General features: G+C 53.4%; 8 protein-coding genes and 1 tRNA gene. 6 read left to right on the top strand and 3 right to left on the bottom strand.

Annotation, left to right across the window (positions count from 1 at the left end):
* Nucleotides 1–38: 38 nt before the first annotated feature.
* Nucleotides 39–1,460, bottom strand: coding sequence for an FAD-binding oxidoreductase (locus F1C16_RS01895; protein ID WP_185282699.1), 1,422 nt, complete (start codon nt 1,458–1,460; stop codon nt 39–41).
* 43 nt (nt 1,461–1,503) lie between these two features.
* On the opposite strand from F1C16_RS01895, the gene F1C16_RS01890 reads away from it, so the two are divergent.
* The 4 genes from F1C16_RS01890 (at nt 1,504) to F1C16_RS01875 (ending at nt 9,479) form a co-directional block, all read left to right on the top strand.
* Nucleotides 1,504–2,181: a C40 family peptidase gene (locus tag F1C16_RS01890; RefSeq protein WP_258048993.1), complete on the top strand. Its 678-nt coding sequence runs from the start codon at nt 1,504–1,506 to the stop codon at nt 2,179–2,181.
* 200 nt (nt 2,182–2,381) lie between these two features.
* Complete coding sequence (locus F1C16_RS01885; RefSeq protein WP_258048992.1) at nt 2,382–5,579, top strand: TonB-dependent receptor; 3,198 nt, start codon at nt 2,382–2,384, stop codon at nt 5,577–5,579.
* Between the two features lie 229 nt (nt 5,580–5,808).
* Nucleotides 5,809–9,258: a TonB-dependent receptor gene (locus F1C16_RS01880; RefSeq protein WP_185282697.1), complete on the top strand. Its 3,450-nt coding sequence runs from the start codon at nt 5,809–5,811 to the stop codon at nt 9,256–9,258.
* Between the two features lie 147 nt (nt 9,259–9,405).
* Nucleotides 9,406–9,479, top strand: a tRNA-Ala gene (locus tag F1C16_RS01875).
* A 123-nt stretch (nt 9,480–9,602) separates the two neighbouring features.
* Here F1C16_RS01875 and cysK read toward each other — a convergent pair.
* Together cysK and F1C16_RS01865 are read right to left on the bottom strand one after the other, a co-directional pair.
* Entirely contained in the window at nt 9,603–10,523 is a 921-nt protein-coding gene (gene cysK / locus F1C16_RS01870; RefSeq protein ID WP_185282696.1) for a cysteine synthase A, read from the bottom strand.
* A 141-nt stretch (nt 10,524–10,664) separates the two neighbouring features.
* On the bottom strand, nt 10,665–11,492 hold the full coding sequence (locus tag F1C16_RS01865; RefSeq protein WP_185282695.1) for a serine O-acetyltransferase: 828 nt from the start codon (nt 11,490–11,492) through the stop codon (nt 10,665–10,667).
* A gap of 133 nt (nt 11,493–11,625) precedes the next feature.
* Here F1C16_RS01865 and F1C16_RS01860 point away from each other — a divergent pair, with 133 nt between their 5' ends.
* Nucleotides 11,626–12,009: a cupin domain-containing protein gene (locus F1C16_RS01860; RefSeq protein ID WP_258048991.1), complete on the top strand. Its 384-nt coding sequence runs from the start codon at nt 11,626–11,628 to the stop codon at nt 12,007–12,009.
* Nucleotides 12,010–12,393: 384 nt separating this feature from the next.
* Nucleotides 12,394–15,432 (top strand): T9SS type A sorting domain-containing protein, encoded by a 3,039-nt coding sequence (locus F1C16_RS01855; RefSeq protein ID WP_185282694.1) that lies wholly within the window; start codon nt 12,394–12,396, stop codon nt 15,430–15,432.
* Nucleotides 15,433–15,497 lie beyond the last annotated feature (65 nt).

Below are 15,497 nucleotides of genomic sequence, written 5' to 3'. Positions count from 1 at the left end.
AAATTCAAACCCTTCGTTATCTCAATCTATTCGATTTTTCACTCTATGGACTTGAAAATTTTACCCGGATTCATAATGCCATGCGGATCAAATACCTTCTTGATGCCGCGCATCAGGTTGAGATTGGCTTCTTTCAACGCGATACCGATATAGCCTTGCTGCACTAATCCGATGCCGTGCTCGCCGCTGATTGTGCCGCCTAATTTTACACACAGCTCAAAGATTTCGGAAATAGGCTTGCGCAGGCCTACATTCCATTTTTCGTCGTCTAAGTCGCCGCGGATGATATTGACATGTAGGTTACCGTCGCCAGCGTGGCCGTAGCACACACTCTTAAAACCGTAGCGAGCCCCTATCTCCTTCACGCCTCGTAGCAGGGTAGGCAGCTCCGCGCGGGGCACTACCGTATCTTCTTCTTTGTACACCGAGTTGTAGCGCACCGAGTTGCCAATGTTGCGACGAATTTTCCACAACTCGTCTTTCTGTGTGGCGTTATCGGCCAGTAGGATTTCGCCTACGTCGTAGTTCTCCAGTACTGTATATACCTGCTCGGCCTCTTTATACAGATCATCCAGGTCCTGGCCGTCGAGTTCGATGAGCAAATGCGCCGTAATATCATCCGGCAGGGCAAGCGGAATTTTTAGGTAGTCGGAAGACCACGCAATGGCTTCGCGCTCCATGAACTCCATGCCCGATGGGATAATGCCTGCCCGGAACACCGCCGATACCGCCTCCGCTGCCTGCGCCTCCTGCCGGAAGGGTACTAGCATCAGGATATTATGCTTGGGGTAGGGCAACAGCCGAAATACCACTTTTGTGATGATGCCAAGCGTACCTTCCGAGCCTACCATCAGCTGAGTTAGGTTGTAGCCAGTAGAGTTTTTGAGCGTATTGGCTGCTGTCCAGATGATATCACCAGTGGGTAATACCACTTGTAGATTTAGTACGTAGTCGCGAGTAGTACCATATTTCACCGCTTTAGGACCACCACTGCTATGGGCCAGATTGCCTCCTAAAAAGCAACTACCCTTGCTGGCCGGATCAGGAGGGTAGAACAGTCCCACGGCTTGCACAGCCTGCTGAAATGCTTCATTTACTACCCCTGGCTCTACAGTAGCCTGCAAATTGCGCTCATCGATTTCAACGATTTTATTGAGCCGATCGGTACTGAGCAATACTCCATTGTGCACAGGCAGGGCCCCGCCGCTCAAGCCAGTACCAGCGCCGCGGGGCGTCACCGGAATGTGGTGTTTATGGCAGAGATGCACAATCTGGCTGATTTCCTCAGCGTTAGCGGGTCGGAGAACCACATCGGGTGCGTAGTGTAAGTCCTCGGTGTGGTCGCGGCCGTAGTCGGCGTACGCATCGGCTTCGGCGTGCTGAGCGGTTAGGATGTATGCCGGGCCTACTATTTGCTCGAAAGCAGCAATCAGCTCGGGAGTGAGAGACTGGAAATTCATGGTAGAAAAAGAACAAATGACCGATTCACCTATCTTTGTGCCGATGCAGGCATCCATCGCGAAGGTACAGTATTCGGAGCAGGCGCGTCGGCTTTTCACTATTTTCCTGATGGGGATAGTGTTGTGGCTCAGCTCCTGCAACGGCACCCGCAAAGTAAATTACCGCAACGGCCGCTATTACTCGGCCCGCGATATGGCCCGCATGAAGGCCGAGGATCGGCGCCGCGGCACCAGCCGAAGTCGCCCGATGGCCCGCACCAAGACCCGAAAGGCCCTACCCTCCGGCCGCACCAAGATTGTGGTGAAACGCAGTTCTCTACCAGCTAATGTGCCGCGCGAAATGGCCACTGTCATTGCCACGGCCCGCTCCTACCAGGGCACTCCTTATAAGTTTGGTGGCACCTCCCGTTTGGGTATGGACTGCTCGGGGCTGCTCTACAATTCTTTCGCGGCCATCAACGTCGCCATTCCGCGTTCCTCCAACGAGCAAGCTGCCTGGGGCGACCCCGTGAAACCACAGAATCTGCAGGTAGGCGATTTAATATTCTTCGGGGCTAATCCTGGGAGTGGCAATATTACGCACGTGGGTATGGTGACAGAGGCCAGTAATGAGGGAGTGCAATTTATCCATGCGTCCAGCTCATTGGGGGTTACTGAAAACAGTCTGGAGACGGATTATTACCTCAGCCGATTCATCAAAGCCGTGCGGCCTAGAATATAAATATTTGATAATCAATTTAGAAGCAAATTCATTTTCGTTAACACTCTTTACAACGTAACAATTTCTTAACATTATCTCCCCAGACAGAAGCCTTACTTTTACAGCGTTTCTCTGGTATCTACCATGCCTTTTTTCACTTTCTTATTCTCTTTATGAGACAAACACTTTTACGCAACTTGCTTGTGCTACTATTGACAGTTTTGTCAGTACAGCATGGCTGGACGCAGGGTACAACTGTGGCAGCCATGAACGGTACCATTACCGATCAGACAGGCAGTGGCCTACCTGGTGCCACCATTATTGCGGTGCATACACCTACGAATACGCAGTATGTGGCGCCCACTAATTCCGATGGGCGCTTCAACATTCAGAACATGCGTGTGGGTGGTCCCTACACCATTCGAGTGACTTTTGTGGGCTACCAGGATGTGACGCGCGATGGCATTTTTCTAACACTAGGTCAGAACCTGCGCCTAGATGTGAACCTGAACGAATCAACTCAGCAACTAAGTGAGGTAACTGTTTCAGGTCGTCGCGACCCGGTTATCAACTCAGGACGGACAGGAGCTGCTACTACGGTGCAAACGGAGCAGATTATGCGCCTGCCTACCATTAACCGCAGCATTCAGGATTTCACGCGTCTTTCGCCACAGGCTAATGGCAACTCGCTGGGTGGTCGCAATAACCGCTACAATAACATCTCCATTGATGGAGCCGTGAACAATGACCTGTTTGGTTTGGCTGGTAGCGGCACACCGGGTGGTCAGGCAGGTACGCAGCCGATTTCGCTGGATGCCATTGAGGAATTGCAGGTGGTAATTGCTCCCTACGACGTGCGCCAGGGTGGTTTCACGGGTGGCGGCATCAATGCCGTAACTCGTAGCGGCACCAACAAAGTACAAGGTTCTGTGTACGCCTTTGGTCGTAACCAGAGTCTGCTGCGCCGAGGTCCTACGGATGACCTCAACCGCGCCGATAACTTCAAGTTTTACCAGACCGGCTTCCGCGTAGGTGGTCCGATCATTAAGGACAAACTGTTTTTCTTCCTGAATGGGGAATTGGAGCGTCGGCAGCAGCCTAGCCTTACGCGCCTGCGCCAGCCCGGTGATGCCGCTAACGCCTCGGGCGTAGCCGGCGCTACCGCCGCCGATGCTGACCGTTTGCGCACTGCTGTATTGGAGCGCTACAACTACGATATTGGTGGTTACGACCCCTATACGTACAAGACAAACAACGACAAAGTATTTGCTCGCTTGGACTGGAACATCGATCAGAACAACCAGCTGACCCTACGTCATAATTATGTAGATGGCTTCCAGGATAACTTGAGCCGCTCAGTTAACAGCTACTCGTTAGGGAGCAATGGTTACCGCTTCAATACTACCACCAACTCAACGGTGCTGGAATTTCGTAGTAAAATCAGCTCGCGGTTTGCCAACAACCTGATTGTGGGCTACCAGCGCATTCGCGATAAGCGTGCACCCTATGGTGGGGCTTTCCCACAGATAACGATTCAGACTATTCCGAACAGCAACAACGGCAACTTAGTATTCGGCGGTGAGACGTTCTCCAACGCTAACAGCTTGAACCAGGACATCGTAGAGTTGACCGACAATTTCACCTTCTACGCGGGTAAGCACGTTCTCACCTTGGGCACGCACAACGAGTTCTTTAAGTTCCAAAACCTGTTTGTGCGCGATATTTATGGCAATTACTCCTATCGCTCTATCAATGACTTCCTAAACAGCGACCCGAACTTTACGCCGGCTAGCACGGCCCATGCGCAGCCCTATTCCTACTCGCTTTCCTACGCACCTGCGCAGGGCGTTGACCCAGCGGCTCAATTCAAAGTTTCGCAGTTGGGCGTGTATCTGCAGGATGAATATACCATTCTGGAGAACCTGAAAGTAACGGGTGGTGTGCGCCTCGACTTACCTATTCTACCGACTACCCCGCTGAATAACACGGCGTTCAACAACGAGTTTAATCCGCTGTTCGACGTTTCGACAACGAAAGTTCCCACGAAGCAGCTGCTGTTCTCGCCCCGCGTTGGCTTCAACTGGGATGTGTTTAATGACCTAACTACGCAAGTACGCGGTGGTACGGGTATCTTCACTGGTCGTCCGCCCTATGTGTGGATTTCCAACCAGTATGGCAATACGGGCGTGAACGTGTCGCGTATTTCGTCCTTTGCCGGTAGTGGCACTATCACTACTCCCGTTATTAACTTTACGGGCGACCCAAATAATCAACCTGCTGCGGCCGACCTTGGCCTGAATCCCGGTTCGTCGGAAATTGATGTAACGGCGAAGAACTTCAAGTTCCCGCAACAGTTCCGCTCTAATTTGGCTATCGACCGTAAGTTACCCGGTGGTGTTACGGCTACCGTAGAAGCCATCTACTCGCAGGTTATCAATGATATTTTGTACCAGGATATCAACTTGAAGCAGTCTACTACAACGACTGCCGAGGGTAATGGCCGGCCTTTCTACAACAGCAATCAGAACGCTCGCAAGATCAACCCAACGTACACTAACGTTATCCTGCTGGACAACACCGACAAAGGCTACACTTACCAACTGAGTGCTCAGCTTCAGAAGGCATTCAACTCCAATCTGTCAGCTTCGGCAGCGTATACCTACGGTAAGTCCAAGGACATCAACAGCGGGTCGTCGAGCCAGGCGTATTCCAACTGGCGCTTCAACCAGACGCCTGGCAACCCCAACAATCCGCCGCTGGCCTACTCTAACTACGATTTGCGCCACCGCATTATCGCGTCGCTCAACTATCGCCAGGAGTATGCCAACCACTTCGCTACGGGCCTGTCGCTGTTCTATACGGGTCAGTCGGGCACGCCCTACACGTATTTGTATAACAACGATGTGAACGGGGACGGTGAAGCTGGCAACGACCTGCTATACATACCCAGCGATTTGAACACGCTGGCCTTCGCGCCGAACGGTTCGACCACCGGTGACCAAGTGAGGCAGCAGTTTATTGATTATGTGAACCGCGACAGCTACCTGAAGACGCTCAGCAATGAGTTCACGAAGCGTAACGGTGCTCGCACGCCCTGGTCGCACCAGGTAGATGCTCGCCTGATTCAGGATTTCTACTTCAGTTCGGGTAACGGCACGCGCCACACGTTGGAAGTTACGTTCGACGTATCTAACATCGGTAACTTGCTGAACAAGGATTGGGGACGGCAGTACTTCGTTTCCAATCAGTCATATAGCCTGTTGGGCTACCGTATATCCGGCACTAGCGCAGCCGACCGGGCCATTGCTCCTACCGGTTCGCCTATCTATTCTTTCAACAATATTGATCGGGCCTACCAAGTAAACCAGGTAACCTCGCGTTGGCAGGGCCAGTTGGGCATACGCTACACCTTCGATTAAAGAAACCTTTAATAAGTGCACAAAAAAAAGGCGGAGAATTCTCCGCCTTTTTTTTGTGCACTTATTAAAGGTATATACAACGTTGTCAATGCTTATTCTGTGAAAGAATAATGCTTTGGTTGAGTGCATAACTAGACAGCAGCACACCAACCATAGCATAACAATTTCTTAACATATCAACTGAGAAGCTGGCACTTACATTTGTGCCGTTTTTCATTTAACCCTCTGTATGAAACACAATTTTACACGTTACTTAGTAGTAGCGTTGCTATTGCTACTTGCTCACGTCGGTTGGACGCAGGGCGTTACTACGTCCGCCATGAATGGTACCATTACCGATCAGACGGGCGCTGGCCTTCCTGGGGCTACCATCATTGCGGTGCACACGCCTACCAACACGCAGTACGTGGCACCCACCAACTCCGATGGGCGCTTCAACATCCAGAACATGCGCGTGGGTGGTCCCTATACAGTGCGTGTAACTTTTGTGGGTTACCAGGACTTCCTACGCGAGGGCGTATACCTGACGTTGGGTCAGAATCTGCGTCTGGATGTGAACCTAAGCGAGGCCACGCAGCAGCTAGGCGAAGTAGTGGTATCGGGCCGTCAGGATCCTGTTATCAACTCCAACCGCACGGGTGCCGCCACCACGGTACAACGCGAGCAGATTGAGCGCCTGCCTACCTTGAACCGCTCCCTTAACGACTTCACCCGTCTCACGCCACAGGCCAATGGCCAGAGCTTTGGTGGCCGCAACAGCGGCTTCAACAACATCACCATCGACGGTGCTGTTTTCAATAATGCTTTTGGTCTCAACTCAACGGTAGGTGGTCAGGCCAGCGCCCAGCCTATCTCGTTGGATGCTATCGACCAGATTCAGGTAGCTATTGCTCCTTACGATGTACGTCAGGGTTCGTTCACGGGTGCTGGTATTAACGTAGTGACCCGCTCGGGCACCAACAAATTCACGGGCTCGGTGTATGGCTTCTACCGCAATCAGGATCTGGTGGGCGACAAGGTAGGCGACGTGAAGAATGAGTATCCCAAATTCAATCTAAAAAACTACGGTTTCCGTGTAGGTGGTCCCATCATCAAAGACAAGCTATTCTTCTTTATCAACGGAGAGCAGGAGCGGCGTAACGACCCCCCAAACGGAAACTTTATTGCTAATCGTGCTGGTGTGCCCGCCCCCGGCGGCAATTCCCAAACGTCGGCTGCTAATGCTAGCGACCTGGATTTCCTGAGTAACTTCCTGCAGCAGCAGTATGGCTACAACCCCGGCCCATATGAAGGCTACAATTTGCGTTCGAACAGCGACAAGGCTACGATTAAGATTGACTGGAACATCAATCAAAACCACCGTTTCAACATCAAGTATAATTACCTGAAGTCGTATGCGGACATCAACGGCAGCACCTCGGGCGCCATTGGTGGCAACCGAGCGCAATCGCAGTTTGGTTTGCCGTTCTTCTCGTCGTATTATACCATCAACAACAACCTGAACTCGTTCATCGCCGAACTTAACAGTACGCTGGGCGGCGGCAAGTTCTCGAATAACCTGACGGCGGGCTACTCGGCTTTCCGTGACTACCGCGAAAGCCCCGCCGGTGGTATTTTCCCGCTGGTTGACATCGGCAACGGCACGAGCCGTAGCGCGGCCAACGCCAGCATCACGGCGTCGAACACTTACACTTCGTTTGGTTTCGAACCCTTCTCGGCGTTCAACATACTGAATACCGACGTATATCAGGTAGGTGACAACTTTACAGCTTACCTCGGCAAGCACAACGTAACACTAGGTACTTACAACGAATTCTACAAGTTCCGAAACGGCTTCGCGCCCAACTACTACGGCAACTACTCGTTCAATTCGCTGGAAGATTTCTACGCTTCGGCTGGTTTCACTTACGACCGCGCCGCTCAGACGCTGACGCCCCTCACCGGCACACGCCCTGGTCCGGCTCGCTACAACCTACAGTATTCGGCTGTTGGTGACGGCAGTTTTCCCTACGCCGACATTAAGGCCGCGCAGTTTGGCCTGTATGCGCAAGACGAGTGGACGGTACGCAACAACCTGAAGCTCACCTATGGCATTCGTGCTGACCTCCCCTTTGTTACCTCCGACGTGGCGCAGAACAACAACGTAGCCGCCCTAACGTTCCGAGATGGAGAGAAAATCAATACTGGTGAACTGCCCAAGAAAACGGTGCTGTTCTCACCTCGCGTTGGTTTCAACTGGGATGTGAACGACGACAAAAAAACGCAGGTACGCGGTGGTACGGGTATATTCACTGGCCGCGTGCCGTTCGTATGGATTTCCAACCAGGCTAGCAACAACGGTCTGTTGTTCGGCTCATTCAGCAGTGGGGGTGCCGTTGCTGCCGGCTACCCCTTTAACGCTGATGTAGACACGTATCGTCCGCAGAACGCCGCTGCCAATACCAGCTACAACTTGGCTGTAACGGACCGCGACTTCAAATTCCCGCAAATCTGGCGTACCAATCTGGCTATTGATCAGGTGCTGCCTGGCGGCATAATCGCTACCCTGGAAGGCTTCTACACCAAGGACATCAATGCCGTGTACCATCAGAACGTAAACCTACCTGGTTCAGAAAACGAGCCTTTCGCCCGCGCCAACGGCGCCGACAACCGGCCAATTTTCTGGAATAACGTGGTTAACCCTACCACTGGCGCTGTAACCTCGACCCGTAACTACCAGATTTATGGTGGCCGTGGCGGTGCTACCGCCGCTAACCCCAATATTAGCGACGCCATCCTGATGAAGAATACCAGCAAGGGTTATTCCTACGCCGTAACGGCGCAGCTGCAAAAGTCTTTCTCGAGTGGCTTCTACATTAGCGCAGCCTATACCTACTCCGATTCGCGCTCGGTGAACGATGGTGGCTCAATTGCGCAATCGATCTGGCGTGACCGCTCAGTATCGGGCGACCCCAACGCCAACGTGTTGTCGTATTCGCAGTACCTGCAGCAGCACCGCGTAATCGGTTCGGCTTCGTTCCGTCGAGAATACTTGGGCCACTTGGGTACTACCCTCTCACTGTTCTACGAAGCAGCACCGCAAACTCGCTTCTCCTACGTGTACTCGGGTGACATGAACGGCGACAACCAGACGTCGAACGACTTGATGTACATTCCTCGTACACAGAGCGAAATCAACCTGCAAAACATCAACTACTTTGCCGGTACGCCACAAGCCTTCACTTACACCGCTGCCCAGCAATGGGCCGACCTAGATGCTTACATCAGCCAGGACGACTACCTGAGCAAGCACCGTGGTGATTACGCTAAGCGCAACGGCGCTATTCGCCCCTGGCAGAACCGCCTGGATGCTCGTTTGCTCCAGGACGTGTTCACCAACATCGGTGAAAACCGTAACACGCTGCAGCTGAGCATCGATATCTTTAATATCGGTAACCTAATCAACAGCGACTGGGGCGTGTATCAGACTTACAACAAGAATAACCCGATGACTTTTAACAGCTACAACGCTCAAGGCCAGCCGGTATTCACTTTCCCCTACCAGATTGCTCCTACCCGCAACGCTACGACGGGCGTAGTAACACCTGGCACCGTACTAACGAAAACCTTCCGTAACGATACCGGTGGCATTGGTTCGCGCTGGCAGGCACAAGTTGGCCTACGCTACATCTTCAACTAATTCAGAAGGTTAGCATTTTGAAACAGGGCTGGCACGAATGCCAGCCCTGTTTTTTTGATAAATATTTCAATACCTCCCTTGCAGATACCGAAATCTACCCTACTTTTGCATCACCAAAACGCAATTGGCGGCTTGGTTGACAAAAACGGGGGATTAGCTCAGCTGGCTAGAGCGCTTGCATGGCATGCAAGAGGTCATCGGTTCGACTCCGATATTCTCCACTCCCATTGCAAAAGTCTGACTTGAAAAAGTCAGACTTTTTTGTTTTTGTCAATAACTGACACGGCCCTGCTTTCACGTAGAAAGCAGGGCCGTATCGTTGAGAAGATAAGAGGGCGAGGGCGCTACACAAACAAGCCATCCACGGATAGGTACCGCTCGCCAGTATCGTAGCAGAAGGTGAGCACGCGGCTACCCTTCGGCATCTCGTCGAGTTTTTTGGCTACGGCGGCCAATGAGGCGCCGGAGGAGATGCCACCTAGCACGCCTTCTTCGCGAGCCGAGCGGCGTGTCATTTCAAATGATTCCTGCTGGTTGACTTGGATAGCACCGTCCAGCACGCTGGTATGCAGGTTTTCGGGGATAAAGCCAGCGCCGATACCCTGAATAGGGTGCGGGCCTGGGGCACCACCGCTGATAACGGGTGAGGCTTCGGGCTCTACCGCAAACACCTGCATGTTCGGAAATTTCTTCTTCATCACTTCGGCTACCCCAGTGATGTGGCCGCCGGTGCCTACTCCAGTGATGTAATAATCGAAGCCTTCGGGGGCCTCTTCCAGAAGTTCTTGGGCAGTGGTATCGATGTGGATCTGGATGTTGGCGGGATTATCGAACTGCATGGGCATCCAGGCCTTGGGGTTTTCGGCCACCATTTCCTTGGCTTTTTCAATGGCGCCCTTCATGCCTTTCTCGCGGGGCGTGAGCTCCAGTTGGGCGCCGTAGGCCGACATCAGCCGGCGCCGCTCGATGGACATGGACTCAGGCATAACCAATGTAATCTGGTAGCCTTTCACGGCGGCTACCATAGCTAGCCCTACCCCCGTATTGCCGGAAGTAGGCTCAATAATCACGCTGTCTTGGGTAAGGATGCCGTCTTTTTCGGCCTGCTCGATCATGGAGAGGGCGATACGGTCTTTGATGCTGCCGCCGGGATTGGTGCGCTCGGTTTTCACCCACACCTCTACATCGGGGCGGTGGGCAAACAGGCGGTTGACGCGCACCAGCGGCGTGCGGCCGATGGTGTCTAGGATGGAATTGGCTTTCATGGGATGGGAATGATTGAGTGAGTTACTGAGTGTTGCTTGGCCTGCTGAAAGACAGCTTACGAAGTGGGTACTTGTTCAACGTCTTTTTCGGTAAGAAGAACCGTAGCATCCCAAATCATTTGCCAAGCAGTAAGCAAGTGATTAAATAGAAAACATGATATCAGCCGTTGGGTCTTCGGTACGAGTTACCTGAATTTGGGCTTGGTGATACACGCGTGAATGCGAAGGCACGCTTTCTGTGAGCCATACATTACCACCGATGATGCTATGACGCCCAATAACCGTACTGCCACCTAAAATAGTAGCGCCGGCATAAATCACCACATTATCTTCGATGGTGGGATGGCGCTTGGTATGCGCCAAGTGCTTAGCCACACTCAGCGCTCCCAACGTAACCCCTTGAAATATCTTTACGTGCGCGCCAATCACAGTGGTTTCGCCGATGACGATGCCCGTGCCATGGTCTATGCAGAATGAAGGACCAATCTGCGCGCCAGGATGGATGTCGACGCCTGTGCGGGTGTGGGCAAACTCGCTGAGTAGGCGCGGCACGCGGGGCACTGCCAATCGGTGCAGGGCATGGGCCAGCCGGTGCAGAGCAATTGCGTAGAAACCCGGATAGGTAGCAATGACTTCCAATAAGCCTTCGGCAGCTGGGTCGGCGGCCACAATAGCGGTGGCGTCTAGCAGCAGCAACTCACGCAGTTGCGGCAGTTGCTCGATAAAATTGGTAGCTACGACTGGTGCCGGCTCTGTGAGGGTCACTACGCTGAGCAGGACCGCCAGATCGGCGCGGAGCTGGCTGATGGTAGCCGCCACGGCATCGGTAGTAGATAAAGGGCGGTCGGCGCGCTCCGGAAACAGGAGTTGCAGCACTTGCTCGGCCCAGTGGCAGAAGGCAGGCCCTGGTAGCGGTACGGCGGCCTGTTGGTGGGCGTGGGTGAGGGCGTGCAGAAAATCGTCGGACATGCGGAACGGATAAAAGCAACGGCCGGCTACTGCCACACATATAACAGGAGCCGCCGAACGGTTTTCAACCAGTCGGCGGGCCGGAAGGTTTAGGACAAGTGGTACAACCACCATCCCCTACCCTGCGTTAGGTATGGTAATTCTCTCATCCACTCCAACTTCTATTCTGACCATCATGGCCGATACCACCATCACCAAAGTTGATTCGAAGCACTCTCCTACTGGTCCTGACGGCGAAAAATACTTGGCTTCCGGCGTCCACGTTTCGATGCGCATGTGGGAAAACGAGCAGCCATCTGAGGCGAAAGAGCCTTCAACGCGCCCGTATGAAACCGTAGGATATGTAATCAGCGGCCGGGCCGAACTGCATCTGGAAGGCCAGAAAGTAATTTTGGAGCCCGGCAACTCGTGGGTAGTGCCCAAAGGCGCCTCGCATACCTACAATATCTTGGAGGCCTTCACGGCAGTAGAAGCCACTTCACCACCAGCGCAAGTGCACGGCCGCGAGGAAAAATAGCCTCCGGTTTTTATTCTAAATTCCATAAGCAGCTCGCTTTTTCTTTAATGGAAAGGCGAGCTGTTGTATGCTATACCTTCGCCGTCGTAGCTTATCAATACGAATCAGCGCAAGTACCGATAGTTCTGATAATGGGACATTTTCGCTCCATGTACAGATAGAATATAATCTATAAAAATCCATCTACTCTATACAATTATTTATAATACCTTTTTTAATATAAACATCTGACACGCTTGTCAATGCAATAATTATTATAATGTTTTCAAGAAAGAATTTTACATAATAAGCTTCCCCTTTATTCTCTTTATTCCAGATACTATACCTGCTTCATTTTTGTAGAAAGATAAATGGCATTCGTCCTTTCCTTTCTGTATTCTCAATATGAAGCACTTTCTACCGATTCCTACCTTTTTACTAATAAGTGGCTTGAGCTTAGCGACTAAGCCAACATTGGGACAGCAAACTGCTTTGACGGCTTTGTACGTGAATGATGCGGCTACTTCTAATGATGTATACACCCAAGCAGCGGGCAATGACCTGACCGGCAACGGTACGCCCGAGGCGCCTTTCGCTACGGTGGGGCGTGCGTTGCAAGCAGCCCAAGCCGGCGCTACCATCTACGTAGATGCAGGTACTTATACCGAGCGTGTTGTGCTAGACAAAACGGTACACCTCCGTGGGGCAGGTACCGCAACGAATCGCCCCGATGGGGCTACGGTTTTCAACGCGGGTTTGCCTCAATCTGGTGCGCGAAGCCATGAGGTAGGACTGCTGCTCACGGCGCCCGGTGGCACGGTAGCGGCGCCGCTCATCATCTCTGGCTTTACCATTCAAGCCTACGACCTAGGGATAGAAACCAATGGTAGCGCCCGCGCCAACGTTGTGTTGGAAGACGTGGAAATCCTGGACCAAAGGCAGTATGGTATTTTCTGGAATAGCCTGGGCGGCGCCGAGAACCTGACGTTTCGACGCGTGCATATTGCTCGCACAGCTGTTGATCCGGCCGATGTGCGCACCAACTATAACGGTAGCAGTAGTCCAGCAGGGCGCGGTTTATTTATCGTTAATGGCACGAAGCGTCAGATTCTGATTGAAGGCGGTACTTATGAGCAAAATCGGCGTGCCGGCATTGATATCAACGATGGCAGCGTGAGCGACTTGATTATTCGCGATGTGCTGTTTTCGCAGAATGGCGGCGGGGCTATTGCGTTGCTGGGGGCCGGAGGCTTGCGCGATGCGGCTGGTAATTTTCTGACCACAGCCGCGCTGATTGAGCGCAATACCATCCGCAACAACGGTTCCAACGGAATGGAGCTAAAATCGGTGACGGGCAACGGGCAAGCCAGCGGGCCGGGCAGCTTTGTGGTGCAGGAAAACGTGATTACGCGTCTCACTACCCGCCCCGATCCGCTACCCGACGGGCTCCCTGAGGATATTCCCACTAGCTTGATTGATGACAACGCGGCTATTGCTTTCATTGACCGCGACCGGGGAGTTATTCAAGCGGGTGGTGGTGTAACCGGCGACTTAGTGACGGGCGGCGCCTACCTCGCCAACAATACGCTGGAAGGTTATATTGCCAGCGAACAGCAGAGCAGTCTCAGCTCGGGCATCAACGGGTTCGGCATTGTGCTGGAGGGCAGCCACAACCGGGTTATCGGCAACCAGATTACACAATGCCAGATCGGTATTCAGGTGCAGGAGCGCCCTACCAATAGCACGGGGGTAGGCACACCCTTCTTCGATATCAACCGCAATACGCAGCTTGCCACGCTGGACAACCTTATTCAGGACAACAAGCTAGAGAATTGCACGCAGGCGTTGGTGGCCGTCAACCTGACTACGCCCGTAGCCGCGCCGCTGAACTGGCTGGGCAGCACCGAGGCCAGCCAGCTCTACGGCCCCGACAACCAGAATGGCCTGGTAGCCACGATCAGAAAAGACCGCAATACGTTTACGCGCGAAGCGCCAACCAGCGCGGCCGGACGCATTGCCTACTCCCCTTTCCTGCATAGCAACCAGGATGTCGCTACCGACACCGGCTTTCAGGGCGACCGGAGCTACCTGCACGTAGACGGCGCTAGCCCGGCCCTCGTACCTGGTGCCAGCTTGCAGCAAGGTTTGGAGTTGCTGACTGCAAACGGAACCCTAAGCGCTATTGCCGGCACCTACGATGAGGCCCTGACAGTGAACAAAGCGTTTACCTTAACTGCCATAGGCGGTACTACGCTGCGCGATCTTACCCTGGTTGGCAATACCTTGACGCTGGGCGCCCCCTTCAATCTATCGGGAAACCTTACGCTCACGAGTGGCCGTGTGGTGACGACCAGCACCAATCTGCTGTCATTGTTGGCTACGGCCACGGCTACGGCCGGCAACGTCACTTCGTACGTAGATGGGCCGCTGCGGAAGATTGGCAATCAATCTTTTGTGTTTCCACTAGGGAAGAATGGCCAGTGGGCCCGCGTAGGTATTTCGGCTCCCAACGCTGCTAATACAGGCTTCACGGCTGAATATCAGGCACCCCAGGCAACCAGCACTACCGCTGACGTGACGCTTGCAGCCCCGCTGCACAATATCAGCGCCGTAGATGCCTGGCAGTTGACACAAGATGGCGGTGCGTCGGAAAACGTGCGTGTGCAGTTGTTCTGGGAAAACGCATTCCGTAGTGGCATTGATGCCTTCACCAACGATTTGCAGGTAGCCCGCTACGATGGCACTTCTTGGGTAACCGCTGGCCACGGTGAGTTGAGCGGCGAATTGATGGCCGGCGCCGTAACTTCTGCCGATGCCGTAGGCCAGTTTGGCACCTTCACGTTAGGCTCACTTTCTGCCGATACAAACCCATTGGTAACAGAGCTGGCTGCACTGCAAGCCACCGAAGTGCAGCCCAACGTGGTGCAGCTAGACTGGACTACATCGGATGCGGTGGCAGTGCGCGGCTTCGATATCGAACGCTCCTACGACCAACAGGAGTGGCAGAAAGTTGGGGCGGTGGCTAGCCGTCCGGCTACTCCGCAACGCGCTTACACCTATCAGGACCGCCCAGACCGCACCAACGTAACGGCCTACTACCGGTTGCAGCAGGTGTTAGCCAGCGGCAACCGCGTATCGACGCCGGCGGCCGTTAACCTCACCGGCGTGACGTTGCCCACCAAAGCAGCCGTTGCTTCTACCACTTTCAGCCTGTATCCTAACCCCGCTACCCGCCAAGTGCAGGTTGCCCTACCCTCCACTGCCACGGGCACTATCACGCTCACGCTTTTTGATCTGACCGGCCGTACGGTTCTCACCCAAACGCTGCCCGCTAAATCTGGCGCTACCCTACCCCTACCGGCATCATTGCCGACCGGCACCTACATGGTTCGCGTGCACGGACAGGGTTTTGCTGACAGTGTAGTGCGCTTGGTGAAGCAGTAAGTCATCATTCCCAAATAGCATAAAAAAGGCCTCAGTATACTTTACTGAGGCCTTTTTTTGAGCCG

It is taken from the genome of Hymenobacter sp. NBH84, from assembly GCF_014217645.1.
Lineage (GTDB): Bacteria > Bacteroidota > Bacteroidia > Cytophagales > Hymenobacteraceae > Hymenobacter > Hymenobacter profundi.
The sequence above is the reverse complement of the archived record's forward strand: the minus strand, read 5'-3'. Positions and strand labels throughout refer to the sequence as shown.

What these genes read in the sequence shown, in the direction of transcription:
- F1C16_RS01865 (WP_185282695.1), bottom strand. Translation starts at nt 11,492, where the DNA reads ATGTCCGACGATTTTCTGCACGCCCTCACCCACGCCCACCAACAGGCC.
- F1C16_RS01860 (WP_258048991.1), top strand. Translation starts at nt 11,626, where the DNA reads ATGGTAATTCTCTCATCCACTCCAACTTCTATTCTGACCATCATGGCC.
- F1C16_RS01855 (WP_185282694.1), top strand. Translation starts at nt 12,394, where the DNA reads ATGAAGCACTTTCTACCGATTCCTACCTTTTTACTAATAAGTGGCTTG.
- F1C16_RS01890 (WP_258048993.1), top strand. Translation starts at nt 1,504, where the DNA reads ATGCAGGCATCCATCGCGAAGGTACAGTATTCGGAGCAGGCGCGTCGG.
- F1C16_RS01880 (WP_185282697.1), top strand. Translation starts at nt 5,809, where the DNA reads ATGAAACACAATTTTACACGTTACTTAGTAGTAGCGTTGCTATTGCTA.
- cysK (WP_185282696.1), bottom strand. Translation starts at nt 10,523, where the DNA reads ATGAAAGCCAATTCCATCCTAGACACCATCGGCCGCACGCCGCTGGTG.
- F1C16_RS01895 (WP_185282699.1), bottom strand. Translation starts at nt 1,460, where the DNA reads ATGAATTTCCAGTCTCTCACTCCCGAGCTGATTGCTGCTTTCGAGCAA.